This is a genomic window from Arthrospira sp. PCC 9901, from assembly GCF_059013425.1.
Window position 1 is genome coordinate 131,727 of record NZ_CP102296.1, and the last position, 17,600, is coordinate 149,326.

Genomic DNA, 17,600 nt, shown 5'->3' on the forward strand with positions numbered 1-17,600 from the left:
AATATTATGACACCTGAACAGTTTTTAGAGGTGGCTAGGGTGTTGCCAGAACCGTTAATTTTGGCTACAGTTAAGGGTGATATTTTAGTGGTAAATCGCCCATTATCAAAACTTCTAAATTGTCGCACTAAAGACTTGCAAAATAAGAATTTATTAGAACTTGTTGAAAACCCCCTGATTCAGTTATTGAATATTTAAAAACCTGCGCCAGAACTCGTCAATTCTCCTTCGGTTCCTTAAATTTTATCCTCCCCAATGATGAGCATTTAAGCTGTCGTGCGGAGGGTGCGGTAATTCAACCAGCTTCCCATGAATCTCCGGCTTTGATTTTACTGCGTTTACAAAATAGTGCAGCCGCCAATTTAGATTTTGCCGTCTTAAATCAAAAAATTGATCAACTCAGCCAAGAAATTCACCATCGGAAACAAGCCGAAGCCGCATTATCCCTGAAAAACCAGGAATTAGAAGAGGCATTTTGTCAATTAAAAAATGCTCAACTTCAGTTAATACAAACGGAAAAAATGTCGAGTCTCGGTCAATTAGTAGCCGGACTCGCTCATGAAATTAATAACCCGGTTACTTTTATTGATGGCAATTTGGTTCATGCTGAAGAATATATTGAGACTTTATTGCAGCTAGTCCAAATGTATGAAACAGCATATCCAGACTCATCGCCAGAAATTGAAGAGTTTAAAGCAGAAATAGATCTGGATTTTGTGGTAGAGGATTTAGAGAATTTGTTAGATTCCATGCGTACAGGGACTCAACGGATTTTAAAGATTGTTAAATCCCTACGCAATTTCTCGCGGTTGGATGAGTCGGAGTGCAAAGCGGTGGATATTCACGAAGGTATTGAAAGCACTTTGGTGATTTTACGCGATCGCTTAGAAACTTCCTTACAATCTGGTAAAATCGAGGTAATCCGAGACTATGGCAACTTACCTTTAATAGAATGTTATCCAGGTCAACTTAATCAGGTATTTATGAACTTGATTAGTAATGCGATCGATGCTTTAGTAGAATCCGACCAAAAACCACCCCCAGACCGCAACTCCCCACATTCTAGCCAAATTAGAATTTCTACCCAACTGATTGATCACAAGTCTATTAGGATTTCCATTAAAGATAATGGCTCAGGAATTTGTGACCAAGTTTGTCCTCACATTTTTAACCCGTTTTTTACGACCAAACCTGTCGGGAAAGGTACGGGATTAGGGTTATCAATTAGTTATCAAATTATCACCCAACTGCATCAAGGTCAATTGATTTGTCGGTCAACCCCCCACCAAGGAACAGAATTGGGAGTAGAGATTCCTATTCATCAAACCCCCGTTAAAAGTAGCGGGTCAGACCCAGAAAGGTTGGTAGAGGTTGACATTTTGGATACGGCTCAAAAAACCTAGGTGGTGCTGGTGCGTCAGAATATATCCATCTCCCTGGGTTTTGATATGGTCGCTTCTGACGCTACGGGAATGTAGGCTTAAATGTTGCCGTAGACGGGAATAGCAGCACCGCGTAGGTCCTTGGCGGCTTCTGAAGCTAAGAAGCAGATCACCTCTCCTAAAGATTGGGGTGTTACCCATTGGTGAGCGTTATCACTACCCATGGCTTCGCGGTTGCTGGGGGTGTCAATGACGCTGGGAAGCACACAGTTGGCGGTGATATTGGTGTTTTTGGTTTCATCTGCGATCGCTTTAGTTAAAGCCACTACCGCCGCCTTAGAAGCACAGTAAGTCGCTAATTGTCCGGCTGGGTCTATAGCACCACGACTCCCTACCGTCACGATTCTACCGTAGTTATTTTGTCGCATTTTAGCTAGGCTGTGCTTGCATACAAGGAATGTGGTATTTAAGTTAAGGTCTATGTCTTGTTTCCAGCTATCATAGCTATATTCGTGGGTAGCACCCATGGAGAAACCCCCCACTAGATGAATCAGAACATCAACCCGACCCATATCATTAATCAGTTTACTAACCGCGTTTTCGTCCGTGAGATCGACCGCCACAAACCGAATTTGCTCAAAGTCCGTCGGGGAAAGGATACCTTTAAGGCGATCGACTTCTGCTTCACTGCGATAGGGTATCGTGACCTTAGCTTTTTGGTTAAGCACTAGGGGTGTCACTCCTAAACCTAGCCCCCCAGTTCCGCCAGTGATTAGTACCTGTTTATTATTCATCCTGATAATTGATAATCGGCTTTAAATTAACTTTAATGGTTTTCTGGTTCCAGATCTAGGCTCATACAAATCTTCGCGGTGGCAAAAAACCCCATCCTAGGGCAGGGAAAATTCACCATAGACCCCTGATTCTACTATTATATATGGCGGCACGGTTTCCCATTCTTCTAGGATAGGTCAAGTTAGGAGATTTGTCAAGAGGAATTATGATAAATGTGTAATAATTATTAATTGTTAATGGCGGGGGCGCGCCTCCCCTGTCAATTCTCAATTCCTCACGACTTTATGAATAAAGCCGCCCGGTGCTACAGATTAGCAGCTTGCCAATCTGGGTAGGTGAGATTATACGAACAGCACTGGAGCATGAAAACCTTGTCTCTTTAGCCGAAACGGTCCACTACAATGTTTCTCTATGCCTAAATTATAAACCCAAAGCCTAACAATAAGCAAGTCCAAAAGTGAACGGAAACGGCGATGAATTTGCAATTGCTAACCTGTTGGGGTTGATGATGATATTCTCGGACATGGCGACATAATTGAATGGCTGGGAAAACTCCGGCAAAACTTAACAAAGTCCAAATTGGGAAAAATCCGCCGAGGACTCCAATTAGGGTTAATCCGAAAATACTACCACAAAACCAGGGTAAAATTTGCGCGCCGCGTTGGGTCCCTAAGCGGACAATAGGCGATCGCTTTCCGGCGGCGATATCATCTTCTACTTGGTGAAAATGGGAACAAAATAATATTAAGGTGGTGGCTATTCCGACTATAAGGGAGACGGCTAAATTCAGCAGTGACCAGGTTTGGGTTTGACTATAATAAACGGCGGACATTCCTACAGGTCCGAAGGCAAAAAAGCAGAGAAATTCCCCCAAGCCTTGATAACCGAGACGGAAAGGCGGCCCCTGGTAAAGATACCCTAAAAAACAGGAGAGGATGATTAACCCCAAAACGGTTAAATCTTGCTGCCACCAACAGATTAACATAATTTGGGCGATCGCCACTAACAGGCAAATATTACCAATGGTTAAAATTAGGGCTTTATTCCCGGTTAAATTCACGAGAGAATGATGTTTATTTTTATCGATGCCAGTCTCGGAATCAAAGACATCATTAAGTAGGTTTTCCCAAGCTAAGATTAAAATAGCGGCGGTTAGGAAAGCCATAAACACGCCCCAATTTATTAAACCAGTCTCCGACTTGGCGAGGGCAGTTCCGACCCAAATCGGCATAATAGCGACGCTGTACATGGGTGGCTTAATGGCAGCTAACCAAAGTTTTGAATTGGAATCAGCAATCAGTTTTGTAGTCATCATTTATTAAGTGAAGATGGTCGGCAAAAATCTAGTTTAAACCAGGGAGGGAATGGGGGAGGGTCGGATATTTTCGACAATTAGTTTAAAGTTATCCGACGGCACAATGGTAATCCCTCGGCGCACGGGACGCACGGGACCCAAATCAGCTCGGGAAAATTGACAACGGCTGAGGACGATCGCCAAGATGATTTTAATCTCAAATAGAGATAATGCCATGCCGATACAACTGCGAGAACCTCCACCAAAGGGGAAATATTCATAGGGGGAAAATCGACGTTCCAAAAATCTCTCTGGTCGAAATTTTTTGGGTTCTGGGTAGGTTGGCGATCGCATATGTGCTAGGTGAATACACGGCACTAAGATAGTACCAGGTTCAAAGCGATCGCCGCGAATAGTCACAGACTCACGCACCACACGAGGCTGAGAAATTAAAGCAATAGGGTGCAGACGCAAAGCCTCCCGACAAACTGCTGTTAAATAGGGAAGTTGCACCGCCTGCGTCGGGTCGCTATCACTTCCGAGGGTCTGCAATTCGGCGACAAGTTGATCTCTAATGTGGGGGAATTGATGAATTAAATAAAACACCCAAGCGGTGGCTGAGGCAGTGGTATCATAACCTAGCAACAATAGGGTGATAATCTGATCACGCAATTCGCGATCGCTCATACCCTCGCCGTTTTCGTCCCTGGCGGAAATTAGCAAAGATAGGACATCTTCCCCTGTGGCTTCCCGGCGGCGATCGGCTATGGCAGTATAAATCAGATCATCAATTTGTTGTCGCTGTCGGAGAAATTTGCCCCAGGGACTCGCCGCACCCAGATCTCGCTGTAAAGCCGGCCAAAAAAACTGTAACGAGTTGAGGGGGAATTCACCCATTCTAAATAGGTTTCTAGGGTCTGTTGCAGTTGGTCATACAGAGGACCGGGACTTAACCCCAAAACTACCTGCAAAATGGTTTGTAGGGACATTTGGGCGGTATACTGGCGGATAGAGATACAATCGCCAACAGACCAGTTTTCGGTCACTGATGAGGCAATATTGGCGATCGCCTCACCATAGCGGGGTAGTTGCTTCCCGTGTAGGGGTGGCATTAACAACTGTCTCAAACGTTGGTGTTCCGACCCGTCTTTAGCAATTAAAGACTGTGGGCCGGTCAGGGGTTCAAATACATGGGTAATGCGTCCTAATTCTAGTTGATCAGCCGGACACAGACCCTCAGAACCTGCAAAAATTGCCTCGATCGCCTCTGGATGACTAAAAAAACCACCGGCGGCGAGTTGTTACCCAAAACCCGCAGAGTAAAGCGATCGCCATATTTATCGGCACAGTTTTCTAGGTATTTGGGAGGATCAATAACAAGCTGCAAAATTTGCAGGGGGGACATTAATCTAGGGCCATCAGGCAGTTTCATGAGTATAGTCGAATGCAGCCAATTCAGTGGTGGGTCAATCCATAATACCACCGCCTTATCCCCCTCTGACCCTCTCCTAGGGCCGGATTTGTTAAGGTTTATTACCACAGACCACCCAGTGGCGATCGCTAATATTGCCTTTTCTAAAGCCTAGTGGCATAATTCCCGAACTGATTTTTCCCAATTGTCGGCTAGGTCAAGCCTCCCAAGTCTTGAACCAATATCAGTCAGTGTTGTATATTGCTCTCATAACTGACCTTCTGGGCGCAAAGGCTGTTTTCTTGCTAACATCCCTATATTGATCTGTTATTCTATTCTATGCTGGCTGTACCTCCTCCCCAATTGCTTTGGCAAGACCGCCGGGAACTGCATCGCTTTCTGTGTGAGTGCCAGCAAAATTGCCTTGTCAATTCTGACCCTCAAATTATTAGTATTGTTCGGGAAATTGATGCGGTTGACCCTCTCCGGTTTCTGGAAGCATTCTTAACGGAAGATAAGCCACATTTTTATTTTGAAAAAGCTCAGTCAAAACAGGCGATCGTCGGCGGGGATGCTGCGGTAAAATTAACTATTAACAACGGGGAAAGATTCGCCAAATCTCAAGAGTTTATCGATGCTTGGTTTCGCCGAACGATTATCGCTGGGTCGGAGTCTAATTTAGCCGCGCCGGCGTTCTGTTGTAGTTTCACCTTTTTTCAGGACAATTATCAATCCAATTCCGAACATTATTATTTGAGGAATTACCCGGATGTAGATAACTATCATTCCCGCCCGGTGTTCCCCGCCGCCACGGTATTTTTGCCAGCTATTCTACTGTATCAAAAAGGCGATCGCTATACTTTGTTAATCAATGTTTTGGTTGACAAAAAATCGGACATTGAGGCTGTAACTGCCTCTATATGGGGGAAAATCGACAAGGTTAATGCTCTGAAAAGTAGCAAAATACAGTCCGAAATAACCAAAAACTTACACCCACAAACACTTTGGAGGAATCCACAAGTCGGGGAATTTCATAAGTCAGTATCCGCGAATTTGCAGTTAATTGCTACTGGGAAACTCAGTAAAGTTGTGCTATCCCAAGCCTTTGATATTTGCTCAGATAGACCTTTTCGGCTCATCAATTCCCTGGCAAATTTGCGATCGCTTTATCCCGACTGCTACATTTTTTCCACGGGAAACAGCCAAGGTCAAAACTTTATCGGTGCTAGTCCAGAGCGTCTAATTACAGTCAATCAAGGTAATTGTAGCACCGATGCGCTGGCAGGTTCTGCCCCCCGTGGGGAAACCCAAGCAGAAGATACAGAAATCGCCCACCGCCTCCTCTCCAGTGACAAAAACCTACGGGAACATCAAGCCGTAGTCGATTTTATCATCGAACGTCTATTGCATCTAGGCTTGACCCCAGAGCGATCGCCAAAACCCAGACTAATGCAGTTATCCAATATTCAACACCTGTGGACCCCCATAACCTCCCCCATATCCGCCAATATCCACCTCTTAGATATATTGGCGAAACTACACCCGACCCCCGCCGCCGCCGGGACTCCCTGCGAAGTAGCGATCGCTCAAATTAGGCAATACGAAACCTTTGACCGCTCCTTATATGCGGCTCCTTTGGGTTGGGTAGACTATCATGGTAATGGGGAATTTATCGTAGGTATTCGTTCCGCTTTGATAGATAGCGATCGAGCTAGACTGTTCGCTGGGGCGGGAATAGTCGCTGGCTCCGAACCTGAGCAAGAATTAGCCGAAATTCAACTTAAACTACAAGCTCTGCTCAGGGGTTTAGTATAACACAAAAATCGCTGGATTAACTGCTCATTATGGAAATTCGAGATCTGGGTGAACAGGGGTTATTAGCAATGGTTAAAAGGTTTTGTCCCCTAGAAGTAGTGGGAGATGATGCCGCTGTCCTCAGTCCCCTTGCTGATCAGTCCCTGGTGGTGACAACTGATATGTTAGTCGAAGGCTGTCATTTTAGCGATCGCACTACCCCCGCCATAGCAGTAGGATGGAGATCAGTATCGGCTAATTTGTCAGATCTGGCAGCCATGGGAGCCTCTCCCCTAGGAATTACCGTAGCTTTGGGGTTGAGAGGGGAAACACCTATTAACTGGGTTGAACAGTTATATGAGGGGATGGCTGAATGTTTAGACCAATTCCAAACCCCAATTATCGGCGGCGATATTTGTCGCTCCCCTATCAATACCATCTCAATTACTGCTATTGGTACAGTTGCGCCCCAACGAATTATTAAGCGATCGACAGCACAACCAGAATGGGCGATCATGGTCAGCGGCGCTCATGGTCACTCCCGAGCCGGGCTAGAATTGCTGCTAAATGAGAATTTAGGTGCATCCCTATCAGAAACCGAAAAGCGATCGCTTCAACACCATCATCAGTATCCGCAACCGCGACTAGATATATTACCAACTCTACAAAAGCTATGGGATAGCGATCCTCACCTAATTATTGCTGGTATGGACAGCAGCGATGGTTTAGCTGATGCGATCGTGCAGATCAGCCAAGCCAGTGGAGTGGGAGCCAGAATCGAAGCCCAAAAACTGCCCCATTCTAACTCCCTTTTCCAACTAGCCCCAGCAGAGACCGTCCTTGATTGGGTACTCTATGGCGGCGAGGATTTTGAGTTAGTTTTATGTCTACCATGCGATCGCGCCCAACAACTGATCAAACACATCCCAGGAAGTGCCATCATTGGTGTTACCACAACAGAGACCCAAACCATCCTACTTACAGCTACCCACTCTAACTCAGAAATTATCCTGACCCAAAAACAGGGATTTCAGCACTTTTGATCTGAACCAAAATCCCCCTGAGTCCCCTTACCAGTGTTTAGCCACAATCTCCGCCAAGTCTACAACCCGTTGGCTGTATCCCCACTCGTTGTCATACCAGGCCACAACTTTAACCAAGTCGCCGCCCATAACCATTGTCAAACTAGCATCAACAATAGAAGAAGCATTATTTCCGCGATAGTCACTAGAAACCAGAGGCAGATCGCTATAAGCCAGAATTCCCTTCATCGGTCCTTCTGCCGCTTCTTGGAGAGCCTTATTCACTTCTTCCGTGAAAGTGGTTTTCTCCACCTGAGCCACAAAGTCCACCACAGAAACGTTAGGCGTGGGAACCCGCATAGCAATCCCATTCAGCTTACCTTTCAGTTCAGGAATCACCAAAGCCACAGCCTGAGCCGCACCAGTAGAGGTAGGAACAATATTCAGAGCTGCAGCCCGCGCCCGTCGGACATCCCGGTGACTAGCATCTAACAAACGCTGGTCGCCAGTGTAACTATGGGTAGTGGTCATCGTTCCTTTGATGATCCCGAAATTATCTTGCAACACCTTGACCACAGGGGCTAAACAGTTAGTAGTACAACTGGCATTACTGACAATAACATGGGCATTGGGATCATAGTTATGGTCATTGACACCAACTACATAGGTTCCAATGTTACCACCTTTCCCAGGGGCTGTAATCAGAACCCTTTTCGCACCAGCAGATAAATGCTTCGATGCTCCCTCTTCCGTAACAAATACCCCTGTCGCTTCAATGATCAGATCGATACCCCATTCACTCCAAGGGAGGTTAAGAGGATTACGGTCAGAAACGCACTTAATCGTCTTACCATTGACAATCAGGGAGTTCTCATCAGCCTTGATATCGGCATCATGCAAAGTCCCCAACATTGAGTCATACTTCAGCAGATGAGCATTGGTCTTGGGGTCGGAAGTGTCATTGATAGCTGTAACTTCCAGATTGGTATTGTCCCCTCTGGTCAGCCAACAACGCAGAAAGTTACGTCCGATCCTGCCAAAACCGTTGATTGCGACTTTAATCACTTTGTTCCTCCTAACGATGGTATTGCCCAACTAAGGCTTACGCCTTCTATAACGTGAGTTTATATTGACCCCAATCATACCCTAAAGGCTGACCTCTTCTGAAGTTTAGGTATCGAAACTTTTGCTGGGATGTCCCTAGTCAGTTAACAGCAAATCGTCCATTCCCCTAGATCCCCGCTGGTACAGACAAAATTGCTGATCTTCCCGTGCTATTCTGTCTTCTCTGATAGTTAGGGGGATTCTGATTCCGGGTGCGATCGGCTATGATTAGGGGCGCATACTTAGGATAATAAGCCTCAGTAATCACATCTAAGGAGGACATGATGACCCCAAATGCCCTGGGGTGAAGCTATGGCAGGTGTTGAGTCTTATATGGCATCCGCCCCGGTTTGCCTTGATCTAAACCTAATTTTCCGCAGGTAGCATCCGGTCATTTCCGATTTTGGGGAGTATGTAGTATACAAATATCATAAAGCGTTCTGCCTCCATTTAATCCGAGCGATCGCTTGAGAATGTTGTAATTCCGAGAGTTTGTTATTCTTGAGTTTCCAACAACCGGCAATTATTGATATGATAATCGCCTGTTGGAGGTGTGGTGTGGTGTGTTGAGGAATAGTTAATGCCTAATACTGTCGATTTTCATGGCAGGCCATTTCATTTCATTGGCATTGGTGGCATAGGAATGTCAGCCCTTGCCTATATTTTAGCCGAGCGAAATTTGCCTGTCTTCGGTTCGGATCTCCAAAATAGCCATATCACAGAGCGATTACAAGCCATGGGGGCTCATATTTTTTGGAGTCAAGATGCCAGCAACTTTGAGATTTTTAAAACCCCCAAGCATAATTGGGAGTCAGTGGCTTCTGTCGTATCTGGGAAAATCTCCTCGGAGAAAGCACCATTACCCATAGAACCATCTATTTCCAGCCCCGAGTTAGCACAGCAACTGCCACAAGTTATTTGTTCAACAGCTATCCATCCCGAAAATCCCGAATATCAAGTCGCCCGAGAGTTAGGATGTCCGATTTTTCATAGATCAGACCTACTAGCCGCTTTGATGGCTGAGTACCAAAGTATTGCCGTCGCCGGCACTCATGGTAAAACTACAACCAGCAGCTTGATTGCTTTTCTATTGCTAAAAGCTGGTTTGGACCCGACAATTCTGGTGGGTGGCGAGGTGAACGCTTGGGAAGGAAATGCCCGCGTGGGACATGGCCCTTATTTGGTCGCCGAAGCCGATGAGTCTGATGGTTCCCTGGTTAAACTAGCATCCCATATAGGGATTGTGACTAATATTGAACTTGATCATCCTGACCACTACAAAACTCTTGATCAATTGATCTCGACCTTTAAGATTTTTGCCAATCAATGTGAGACTATTGTGGGGTGCATTGACTGCACAATGGTTCGAGATTACCTTAAACCTACCATTAGCTACAGCATTAACTCCCAGTCTAATGCCGACTATACTGTTGATGCTGTTCAATATCTAGCTGATGGCATCATCGCTCAGGTTTATGAGCGAGGTGAGGCGATCGGTCTGCTAAAGTTACAATTGCTGGGAGCCCATAATCTCAGTAATGCTTTGGCCGCCGTGGCTGTGGGTCGGTTACTCAATTTGGAATTTTCTGTGATTGCTCAGGCGATCGCACAATTTCCGGGGACTAAACGACGCTTTGAATATCGGGGGAATTATGGGGGTATTCAATTTGTTGATGATTATGCCCACCACCCTAGCGAAATTCGAGTAACACTTGCTGCTGCTAGGGGACGGCTTCAAAATTCCCAGGGTCTTAGCTCCACTTTCTCGGAAGCAGCTATCACCCCTATTCATCCCAGCTCGGAAATTAAACGAGTGGTCGCCATTTTTCAACCCCACCGATACACCCGCACCGAAACCCTTATGGAGGATTTCGCTCTGTGCTTTGGTGATGCAGACTTAGTTATGCTCACGGAGATCTATAGCGCCGGAGAAGCCAATCCGGGCAGGATTAATGGTCAAAAATTGGCCGCGCGCGTTGCTGAAAATCATCCCCATGTCGATTACCAGCCCTCCCTAGAGGCGGTGAAAACTCGCTTGTGTCAACTGCTCAAACCAGGAGATTTGGTCCTGTTTTTGGGTGCTGGCAACCTCAACCGAGTAATTCCAGAGGTGATGGCATTCTTTCAATCCGATGACAATTCTGGCATCAATCCCACTGTTACTGCGTAACTGGATATTAACTCATGTAATGTGCTGATTAAATTACAGGCATTTCTCATTAAATAAGTATTTGATTATGGTCATGACTGTTTCCTCTGGCTCTCTAGGTCAAGTGAACGGAAAACCGGAACGCTCCATCACCCTCCTGGGTAATGACTGTTTGATCCGGTCTAAAGTTTCCCTAGCTTCTCTAACCTCGTTTCGGGTGGGAGGCCCGGCTGACTGGTATACTGCACCTCAAAGATTAGATCAGTTACTAGCCTGTTTGGAATGGGCTAATGCTGAAGAACTACCTATCACTTTATTGGGCGGCGGTTCTAATCTTTTGGTGAGCGATCGAGGTTTGCGCGGTTTGGTGATTGGTACTCGTTATCTGCGACATACTCACTTTGACCAGGAAACTGGACAGCTTACGGTGGGTTCGGGTGCTTCTTTACCCCGCTTGGCTTGGAAAGCTGCTCGTATGGGTTGGCGTGGCTTAGAATGGGCGGTGGGAATTCCGGGAACTGTCGGAGGAGCGATAGTTATGAATGCTGGCGCTCATAGTTCTTGTACAGCAGATATTTTAGTTAATACCCATATCCTGGAACGTTCGGGAACTCTCCATGTGTTACCCCCGGAAAAATTGGGCTACCGCTATCGTACTTCTAATCTACAGGGAAGCGATCGCTTAGTTACTCAGGCTACATTCCAGTTACAGCCGGGTTATGACCCAGAACAGGTTATGGCTGAGACTACAGAACATTTCCAACAGCGAAGGCTATCTCAACCCTACCATTTACCTAGTTGTGGTAGTGTTTTTCGTAACCCTGGACCCCATAAGGCCGGCTGGTTGATTGAACAAGCGGGATTAAAGGGTTATAAAATTGGTGGCGCTCAAGTGGCCGAACGCCATGCTAACTTTATCTTGAATTGCGGCTCGGCTACCGCTAGTGATATCTTTCAACTGATACACCATGTTCAAGAGCGAGTTCAGCATCAGTGGTCCTATTTGTTAGAGCCAGAGGTGAGAATCCTCGGAGACTTCAAAGTCTGTTAGGCTGAGAATTTTGGCTGTGTGAAGCCAGTTTGATTCGCCATGATTGTTCCTAGAGCAAGACTTCTGGTACAATCTGGGGTTAAGCTAGGTCTTATGGAAAACTCAGAGCGTCGGTGACGCAACGGAAAATTAGTTATGACACAAGGAAAAGGATTCGGTGGAGGCTTCGGCCTTGGTAAAATGAAGGAACTAGCCGAGGCTTTTAAAAAAGCCCAGCAGGTTCAGGAAGGGGCGAAAAAACTTCAGGAAGAATTAGACGAACTCGAAGTCCTCGGAGAAGCGGGTGGTGGTCTGGTGAAGGTTTATCTCAGTGGGAACCAAGAACCTCGCCGGGTAGAAGTATCTCCTGATTTGCTGGGAGAGGAACCTGATGTAGTCTCTGATCTAATCTTAACTGCCATGAAGGAAGCCTATAATAACTCCACCTCTACTATGCGGGAACGCATGGAAGAGTTGACTGGTGGGTTGAACCTACCAGGTTTGTAAATTATTTATCCCCTTTGAGCGGTGGCTAAGTGAGGCTTTAGAGTCTCACTTATTTTGTCAGGTGATGTCTTTGACTGGGTAAGGCTGCGGTTAAAACTTCCCGGCCGCTGTCGGTGACTAATACATCATCCTCAATGCGAATGCCACGCACATCGGCAAATTTTTCGAGTTGTTCCCAATTTACCATATCTCTATAGGTTTCGCGATTGGGTGGGTGATTTAAAATGGCTGGAACTTGATAAAAACCAGGTTCGATGGTGACTAGCATTCCGGGGGCTAGGGGTCTATTTAAACGCAGAAAACCTAGACCAAAGCGATCGCTTCTTTTGCGCCCAGGAGCATATCCGGCTAAGTCTCCTAGGTCTTCCATATCATGAACGTCTAACCCTAGTAAATGACCGATACCATGGGGGAAAAATAAGGCGTGAGCATCCTTTTCTACTAATTCGGTTACCTGTCCTCGCAAAATCCCTAAATCTACTAATCCCTCGGTGATAACCGCCGCCGCTAATAAATGAATATCCCTATATTCTACACCGGGTTTGACCTGCTCAATACAAGCATCATGGGCGGCTAATACTATATCATATATATCGGCTTGGGTAGGGGAAAAAGTGCCGGAAACTGGCCAGGTGCGGGTGACATCTCCAGCCCATCCCCCAGGGGTTTCTGCGCCGACATCTGCTAATAATAAATCACCGGATTTCAGGGGATTATGGTATAATTCGTTATGTAATACCTGACCCTCGGTGGTCACTATACTATTATAAGAACAGGTCATATTATAGGCGATGATGACGGCTTCCATGGCTGCCCTAATATCACTTTCGTGGCTGGCTGTGGGGGTGGCTAAAATTCCGGATTGGTGTGCTTTGACGGTGACGGTGGCGGCTTTTTTGAGTTCGGACAGGGCGGCATCATCATGGCATAAACGGAGGTTAATTATGGCTTTGATTAACGCTAAATCTTGACCTACGGCGGCGGCTGGAGCCATGACAGGGCGCTTTAAAATGCGTTCCATTTCGGCAAGGGTGGCTGGGTCTTGCACTCTGACGGTGGCAGCATTATGGCTTTTTTGGGTTAATTCCGATTTGGGAAAAGCGGAGTTGGCACCGATAATTTCAGCGAGGCGATCGCGTGAGGGACTGTCCCCATGCCATAGGGCGCTATCTGGGTCTGGGTCATCCATAAATAGGGTCAGTTTTCCCCCTTCTAAATGGATGACAGTATCGACTAAGGATAGACCGGCAAAATATAAGAAATGGCTACTGGCGCGGAAAGGATAAATATTAGCAGGAAAATTGCGCGATCGCACACCACCAGACCACAACAGGACGGGAAAATCTACCAGTTGCGCTAATTTTTGGCGGCGCTGATATAAGCTATTAACCAGACCTTCAGAAGGTTGAGGAAGTCGCATAATTCGGGGTTAATTTATTTAGATAGTGAGGTCACAACTCATTAAAATATAACTGAGGCGATCGCTTATTTTGGGGTGGGGATGAATTTCCAGGGTTTGAACTTCTCGTAACCCATTTTTTTGATATAAGCGAATCGCCGTCAAGTTATCGGATTGAGTAACTAAACTCAAGGTAGAAAATCCTGATTCCCAGGCTTTTTGCTTGGTTCGCCAGATTAATGATGTGCCAATACCCTGCCGTTGATATGGTGACTTAACCGCCAAAATATTAAGAAACCAACTCCCCTCAACTTTGGCGTTATCAAAAGCCTCGATAATAGCCAAACGGTCAGGCTTAAATAACTGTTTCATCTCTTCTGTGATGATATCGGCATTAGCCGGATAGCTGTTCGCCATGCCAATAATGCGACCATGACTATAGGCAACCTCAATGTTTTGATAAGATAAAACAGAAGTTTCTGACTGAATCATTCTGGCTAGTATTTGTTCAACGGTTAATTGTTGATGAAGAGGCTGGAGTAAAAAATCCATCATCTCCCCGGCAGCCAGTCTGATGAGTGGTGCAATTTCTAGGACATCCCTAGGATTAGCAGCGCGGTAACTAACATTGAGTACATCCATTAAGATTAAGGGATTTATGGTTAATTAATCAATAGCAATAACCCTATCTGATACAAGCACAAATTATCCAAAATGTCAAGCATATTACCCCATATTTTGGGGGTTAATTTATTCTTGCCATCGGCTTAAAATATGTTTTAAACCCTTGCCGATTTCTTCCCAATTTTCGGCCAAGTCGGTACTACGATCGCTCCTCAAAAAATCAGCTTCTTTCAAGCAGCGATCGGCGAGGCAATCCAAAACGGTTTGAATGCCATAATCACCAATAAGTTGATTTAAGGCGTGGGTCAGGTGTTGATTTTTGGGTTCGGTCATAATTTCCAATGAAGTTGGCAGTTAATAGTCAGACAATTCCGCCGAAATTATAGCAGAATTATTGACCAAAAACAAAACCTGGTCAATTCATAATAGGTGGGCGTACCAAAATGACAGTACAAGGACAACCACGGGCGATCGCTTCGGGGATATTACCCTTAATCGCCTGTTGCAGCATACTTTCGCCACTAGCACCCAAAACAATCACATCACAGTAATCATGATTAGCAATATCCAAAAGCACATCAACCACAGACCTAGCACAAACAGCAGTTGCCACCACCTCCCCATTAATGGAACCCTGCAACCTGTCAACTAAGTGGTCTAGCTTTGCCATTTCCGCCTCAGACAAAGCATTTTTAACCACAGTTAACAGTCGGATATCGGGGCGCAAACTCAACCTAGCCAAACCGGGTAAAATGCCCATTGCCGCTGGTGGAGGTCCCCCAGTTCGCAGAGGAACTAACCAACGTCGCCAAACAGGAAACTGGAGCGATCGCTGATCTGAGGGGTCACTAAAAATGGGGTTAACATCTTTTCCCCACTTCACCAAAACCACCTCACCGGGTACTTGTCGAATAATGGTATCAACCACAGTGCCAAAAACCCGATTAGTGGCGGACCTTTCCCCTTGCCACCCAATCAAAGTCAAATCAATATTTCGTTCTTGCACGGTCTCCAAAATCGCCCCAGACACATCATGACTGACCCTAATTTGAGTATGAATAGGAACCCGCCAGCTTTTGGCAATACGTTCAGCTTGGCGAAGTAGACGGCGACATTTAGTAATGGATACCGGAGTTTCCGCCGGGGACAAATTGCGAGCAATGGTAATAATAGTCAAGCATTCTAGCTCATAATTACGTTCAGCAGCGATCGCCGCCGCAATATGTAGCAAAGCCGGGGCGGTAGTGGGATTATTCAAAGCCACCAATAGTCGCCCATGACCGACCATGGGGCCGCGAGTTTGATAAACCACGTAGGAGGGGGTCGCATGATGCCCCACCTGGTGATTACCGCTAATATATCCAAGTTCACCGCGAATAATATCGCTGCGGGTAATAATTCCCACCAAATGCCGTCCCTCCACCACGGGAAGGCGACTGAGTTTTTGCCGTCCCAACAGATACAGAACCTCACTGAGGGGAGCATCAGGGTAAATAGTAACAGGTTGGGGAGTCATCAGCTTATGTAGGGGGGTTTGTTCTGATATGTCTTGTTGGTTAATCTTTGCCATATCAGTTTGGCTGATAATACCGACCAATTTACCCTGGTTGACTACGGGAAAGCCGCGATGATGGGATTGAGAAAAAGCGGACCTAACCTGTTCTAGGGATAACTGATCTTCGAGAGTTTCTACCTGTCGCTGCATAACATCCCTAGCGTGCAACATATTTAAGGCTACCCGGTCAGCATTTTGGTCAGGTTCCAATTCAATGCCACTCAAAGCCAATAGGCGATCGTATAGGGAATGTTTTTCTATCTTTTCGGCTACCAAATAGGAGACCACAGAACAGATCATCAGTGGCAGAACCAAGTTAAAATCGGTGGTAATTTCAAAGACAATCACCACGGCGGTGACGGGAGTCCGAGACACGGCACAGAAAAAGGCTCCCATTCCGGCAAAAGCAAAAGTGGTGTGAGGTTGTAAGGCGATCGTTGCCTCTTCCCATAAGCCAATAGTATTCCCCAAAGCCGCGCCTAAAATTAGGGATGGTGCAAATAATCCCCCCGGCGCACCGGAACCCGCCGCCATGGTAGTTAGGGAAAACTGCACCACAAAAGCTAGAGCTGTGGTTGTCCAGAGGATATTACCTTTGAGGATATATTCTCGCAAACCGGCATTATCTCGAAAAGTCTCTGGTAGCACAGCAATAACCATCCCACAAATTAGACCCGCCACAGCCATACTCAGGGGTAGTCCTAATTTGAGGGTATGGCGGTTAAATTTCTGAAAGGTAATAATTCCCCGACTGAATAACACCCCAAATACTCCCGAGAGAACACCCACCAGGATATAAAAGGGGATTTCTAGGGGTTCAATTAACCATTGTTGATATAGGGCTTCTGGGGGTATCTCTATGGTGGGAGGTAGTCCCATGGCTTTGTTTCCTAATAGCCGGGATACTACCGCCCCGGTAAATGAGGCGATAATGGCGGGTCCGAGGGTTAATCCTGAGATGTCGTGTAGGAGGTCTTCCACTACGAATAAAACCCCGGCTATGGGAGCGTTAAACCCGGCGGCTAGTCCGGCGGCGGCTCCACAGGCGATTAGTTGTTTGCGATAGTTGGGAGAAGTGGGAACCCAACGACTTACCCAGGCGGCGAGGGCGGCTCCGATTTGTACTGTTGGCCCCTGTCGTCCTAGGGTTAATCCAGAACCCATGGTGATCATGGTGCTGATCAGTTTGACTACTGCTACCCGTAGATCTAGGGAGGTTTTGATTCCCCCTAGGGCTGCTTTAACTTGGGGGATACCGCTTCCGGCTGCTTCTGGGGCTATGCGTTCGACTAGGAAACCAGACAACAGCCCCCCGACTACGCCTAATATGGGTAAAAATAGCCAAGCTGAAAAGTGGGCGGAACCTTGGACTCGCCAAGACCCTAACCACCCGGCTCCTGTTCTCAGAAAAAAGGCGGCTATTCCTGAAATTAATCCGATTAAGCCGGCTTCTAAAATGGCCAGCCTTTTGGAACCGCCAATTATGGATTTGGCGAGGCTCTGGAATTGATGGGTTAAGGGTGGCCAGTACACG

General features: G+C 46.3%; 16 protein-coding genes and 1 pseudogene. 8 read left to right on the forward strand and 9 right to left on the reverse strand.

Translation table 11 applies throughout. From position 1 onward, the window contains the following. Positions 1-6: 6 nt before the first annotated feature. Both NLZ44_RS00700 and NLZ44_RS00705 read left to right on the forward strand, forming a co-directional pair. A complete protein-coding gene (locus NLZ44_RS00700; RefSeq protein WP_493751559.1) occupies positions 7-198 on the forward strand; it encodes a PAS domain-containing protein in 192 nt (63 codons plus the stop codon). Between the two features lie 125 nt (positions 199-323). Then, positions 324-1,403, forward strand: a complete 1,080-nt coding sequence (locus NLZ44_RS00705; RefSeq protein WP_493751560.1) for a sensor histidine kinase — start codon at positions 324-326, stop codon at positions 1,401-1,403. Between the two features lie 77 nt (positions 1,404-1,480). Here NLZ44_RS00705 and fabG read toward each other — a convergent pair whose 3' ends face one another. From fabG to NLZ44_RS00720, 3 genes and pseudogenes are all read right to left on the reverse strand, one after another. Further along, complete coding sequence (gene fabG, locus NLZ44_RS00710) at positions 1,481-2,176, reverse strand: 3-oxoacyl-ACP reductase FabG (protein ID WP_493751561.1); 696 nt, start codon at positions 2,174-2,176, stop codon at positions 1,481-1,483. Between the two features lie 416 nt (positions 2,177-2,592). After that, complete coding sequence (gene menA, locus NLZ44_RS00715; protein WP_493753075.1) at positions 2,593-3,489, reverse strand: 2-carboxy-1,4-naphthoquinone phytyltransferase; 897 nt, start codon at positions 3,487-3,489, stop codon at positions 2,593-2,595. A 36-nt stretch (positions 3,490-3,525) separates the two neighbouring features. Continuing rightward, a pseudogene (locus NLZ44_RS00720) lies at positions 3,526-4,903 on the reverse strand (cytochrome P450). Between NLZ44_RS00720 and NLZ44_RS00725 the strand changes: the two are divergent. From NLZ44_RS00725 to thiL, 3 genes are all read left to right on the forward strand, one after another. Then, a complete protein-coding gene (locus NLZ44_RS00725) occupies positions 4,902-5,057 on the forward strand; it encodes a hypothetical protein (RefSeq protein ID WP_493751562.1) in 156 nt (51 codons plus the stop codon). The pseudogene NLZ44_RS00720 and the gene NLZ44_RS00725 sit on opposite strands and share 2 nt — an antisense overlap. Positions 5,058-5,221: 164 nt before the next feature. Next, positions 5,222-6,697 (forward strand): isochorismate synthase, encoded by a 1,476-nt coding sequence (locus tag NLZ44_RS00730; protein ID WP_493751563.1) that lies wholly within the window; start codon positions 5,222-5,224, stop codon positions 6,695-6,697. Between the two features lie 29 nt (positions 6,698-6,726). Next, positions 6,727-7,719, forward strand: coding sequence for a thiamine-phosphate kinase (gene thiL / locus NLZ44_RS00735; RefSeq protein WP_493751564.1), 993 nt, complete (start codon positions 6,727-6,729; stop codon positions 7,717-7,719). A gap of 27 nt (positions 7,720-7,746) precedes the next feature. On the opposite strand, the gene NLZ44_RS00740 is transcribed toward thiL, so the two are convergent. Further along, positions 7,747-8,763 carry a type I glyceraldehyde-3-phosphate dehydrogenase gene (locus NLZ44_RS00740; protein ID WP_493751565.1) on the reverse strand — a complete coding sequence of 339 codons (1,017 nt, stop codon included), beginning with the start codon at positions 8,761-8,763 and terminating at the stop codon, positions 7,747-7,749. 166 nt (positions 8,764-8,929) lie between these two features. Beyond that, positions 8,930-9,085 carry a hypothetical protein gene (locus NLZ44_RS00745; RefSeq protein ID WP_493751566.1) on the reverse strand — a complete coding sequence of 52 codons (156 nt, stop codon included), beginning with the start codon at positions 9,083-9,085 and terminating at the stop codon, positions 8,930-8,932. Between the two features lie 297 nt (positions 9,086-9,382). Here NLZ44_RS00745 and murC point away from each other — a divergent pair, with 297 nt between their 5' ends. From murC to NLZ44_RS00760, 3 genes are all read left to right on the forward strand, one after another. Then, the gene (gene murC, locus NLZ44_RS00750; RefSeq protein ID WP_493751567.1) at positions 9,383-10,972 is read left to right on the forward strand and encodes a UDP-N-acetylmuramate--L-alanine ligase; all 1,590 of its coding nucleotides are present in this window, start codon (positions 9,383-9,385) and stop codon (positions 10,970-10,972) included. A 67-nt stretch (positions 10,973-11,039) separates the two neighbouring features. Then, positions 11,040-12,002 (forward strand): UDP-N-acetylmuramate dehydrogenase, encoded by a 963-nt coding sequence (murB, locus tag NLZ44_RS00755; protein ID WP_493751568.1) that lies wholly within the window; start codon positions 11,040-11,042, stop codon positions 12,000-12,002. Between the two features lie 135 nt (positions 12,003-12,137). After that, complete coding sequence (locus tag NLZ44_RS00760) at positions 12,138-12,488, forward strand: YbaB/EbfC family nucleoid-associated protein (RefSeq protein ID WP_493751569.1); 351 nt, start codon at positions 12,138-12,140, stop codon at positions 12,486-12,488. 49 nt (positions 12,489-12,537) lie between these two features. Here the strand turns inward: NLZ44_RS00760 and NLZ44_RS00765 are convergent, their stop codons facing one another. From NLZ44_RS00765 to NLZ44_RS00780, 4 genes are all read right to left on the reverse strand, one after another. Then, positions 12,538-13,908: an aminopeptidase P family protein gene (locus NLZ44_RS00765; protein WP_008050952.1), complete on the reverse strand. Its 1,371-nt coding sequence runs from the start codon at positions 13,906-13,908 to the stop codon at positions 12,538-12,540. Positions 13,909-13,926: 18 nt separating this feature from the next. After that, on the reverse strand, positions 13,927-14,529 hold the full coding sequence (locus tag NLZ44_RS00770; protein ID WP_493751570.1) for a GNAT family N-acetyltransferase: 603 nt from the start codon (positions 14,527-14,529) through the stop codon (positions 13,927-13,929). 108 nt (positions 14,530-14,637) lie between these two features. Further along, entirely contained in the window at positions 14,638-14,844 is a 207-nt protein-coding gene (locus NLZ44_RS00775) for a hypothetical protein (RefSeq protein WP_008050950.1), read from the reverse strand. Between the two features lie 82 nt (positions 14,845-14,926). Further along, positions 14,927-17,599: a chloride channel protein gene (locus NLZ44_RS00780; protein ID WP_493751571.1), complete on the reverse strand. Its 2,673-nt coding sequence runs from the start codon at positions 17,597-17,599 to the stop codon at positions 14,927-14,929. Between the last annotated feature and the right edge of the window lies 1 nt (position 17,600).

Excerpts from the sequence above, each read along its gene's own strand:
- NLZ44_RS00700 (WP_493751559.1), top strand. The coding sequence starts at position 7 with ATGACACCTGAACAGTTTTTAGAGGTGGCTAGGGTGTTGCCAGAACCG.
- fabG (WP_493751561.1), bottom strand. The coding sequence starts at position 2,176 with ATGAATAATAAACAGGTACTAATCACTGGCGGAACTGGGGGGCTAGGT.
- menA (WP_493753075.1), bottom strand. The coding sequence starts at position 3,489 with ATGACTACAAAACTGATTGCTGATTCCAATTCAAAACTTTGGTTAGCT.
- NLZ44_RS00725 (WP_493751562.1), top strand. The coding sequence starts at position 4,902 with ATGAGTATAGTCGAATGCAGCCAATTCAGTGGTGGGTCAATCCATAAT.
- NLZ44_RS00730 (WP_493751563.1), top strand. The coding sequence starts at position 5,222 with ATGCTGGCTGTACCTCCTCCCCAATTGCTTTGGCAAGACCGCCGGGAA.
- thiL (WP_493751564.1), top strand. The coding sequence starts at position 6,727 with ATGGAAATTCGAGATCTGGGTGAACAGGGGTTATTAGCAATGGTTAAA.
- NLZ44_RS00745 (WP_493751566.1), bottom strand. The coding sequence starts at position 9,085 with ATGTCCTCCTTAGATGTGATTACTGAGGCTTATTATCCTAAGTATGCG.
- murC (WP_493751567.1), top strand. The coding sequence starts at position 9,383 with ATGCCTAATACTGTCGATTTTCATGGCAGGCCATTTCATTTCATTGGC.
- murB (WP_493751568.1), top strand. The coding sequence starts at position 11,040 with ATGGTCATGACTGTTTCCTCTGGCTCTCTAGGTCAAGTGAACGGAAAA.
- NLZ44_RS00760 (WP_493751569.1), top strand. The coding sequence starts at position 12,138 with ATGACACAAGGAAAAGGATTCGGTGGAGGCTTCGGCCTTGGTAAAATG.
- NLZ44_RS00765 (WP_008050952.1), bottom strand. The coding sequence starts at position 13,908 with ATGCGACTTCCTCAACCTTCTGAAGGTCTGGTTAATAGCTTATATCAG.
- NLZ44_RS00770 (WP_493751570.1), bottom strand. The coding sequence starts at position 14,529 with ATGGATGTACTCAATGTTAGTTACCGCGCTGCTAATCCTAGGGATGTC.
- NLZ44_RS00775 (WP_008050950.1), bottom strand. The coding sequence starts at position 14,844 with ATGACCGAACCCAAAAATCAACACCTGACCCACGCCTTAAATCAACTT.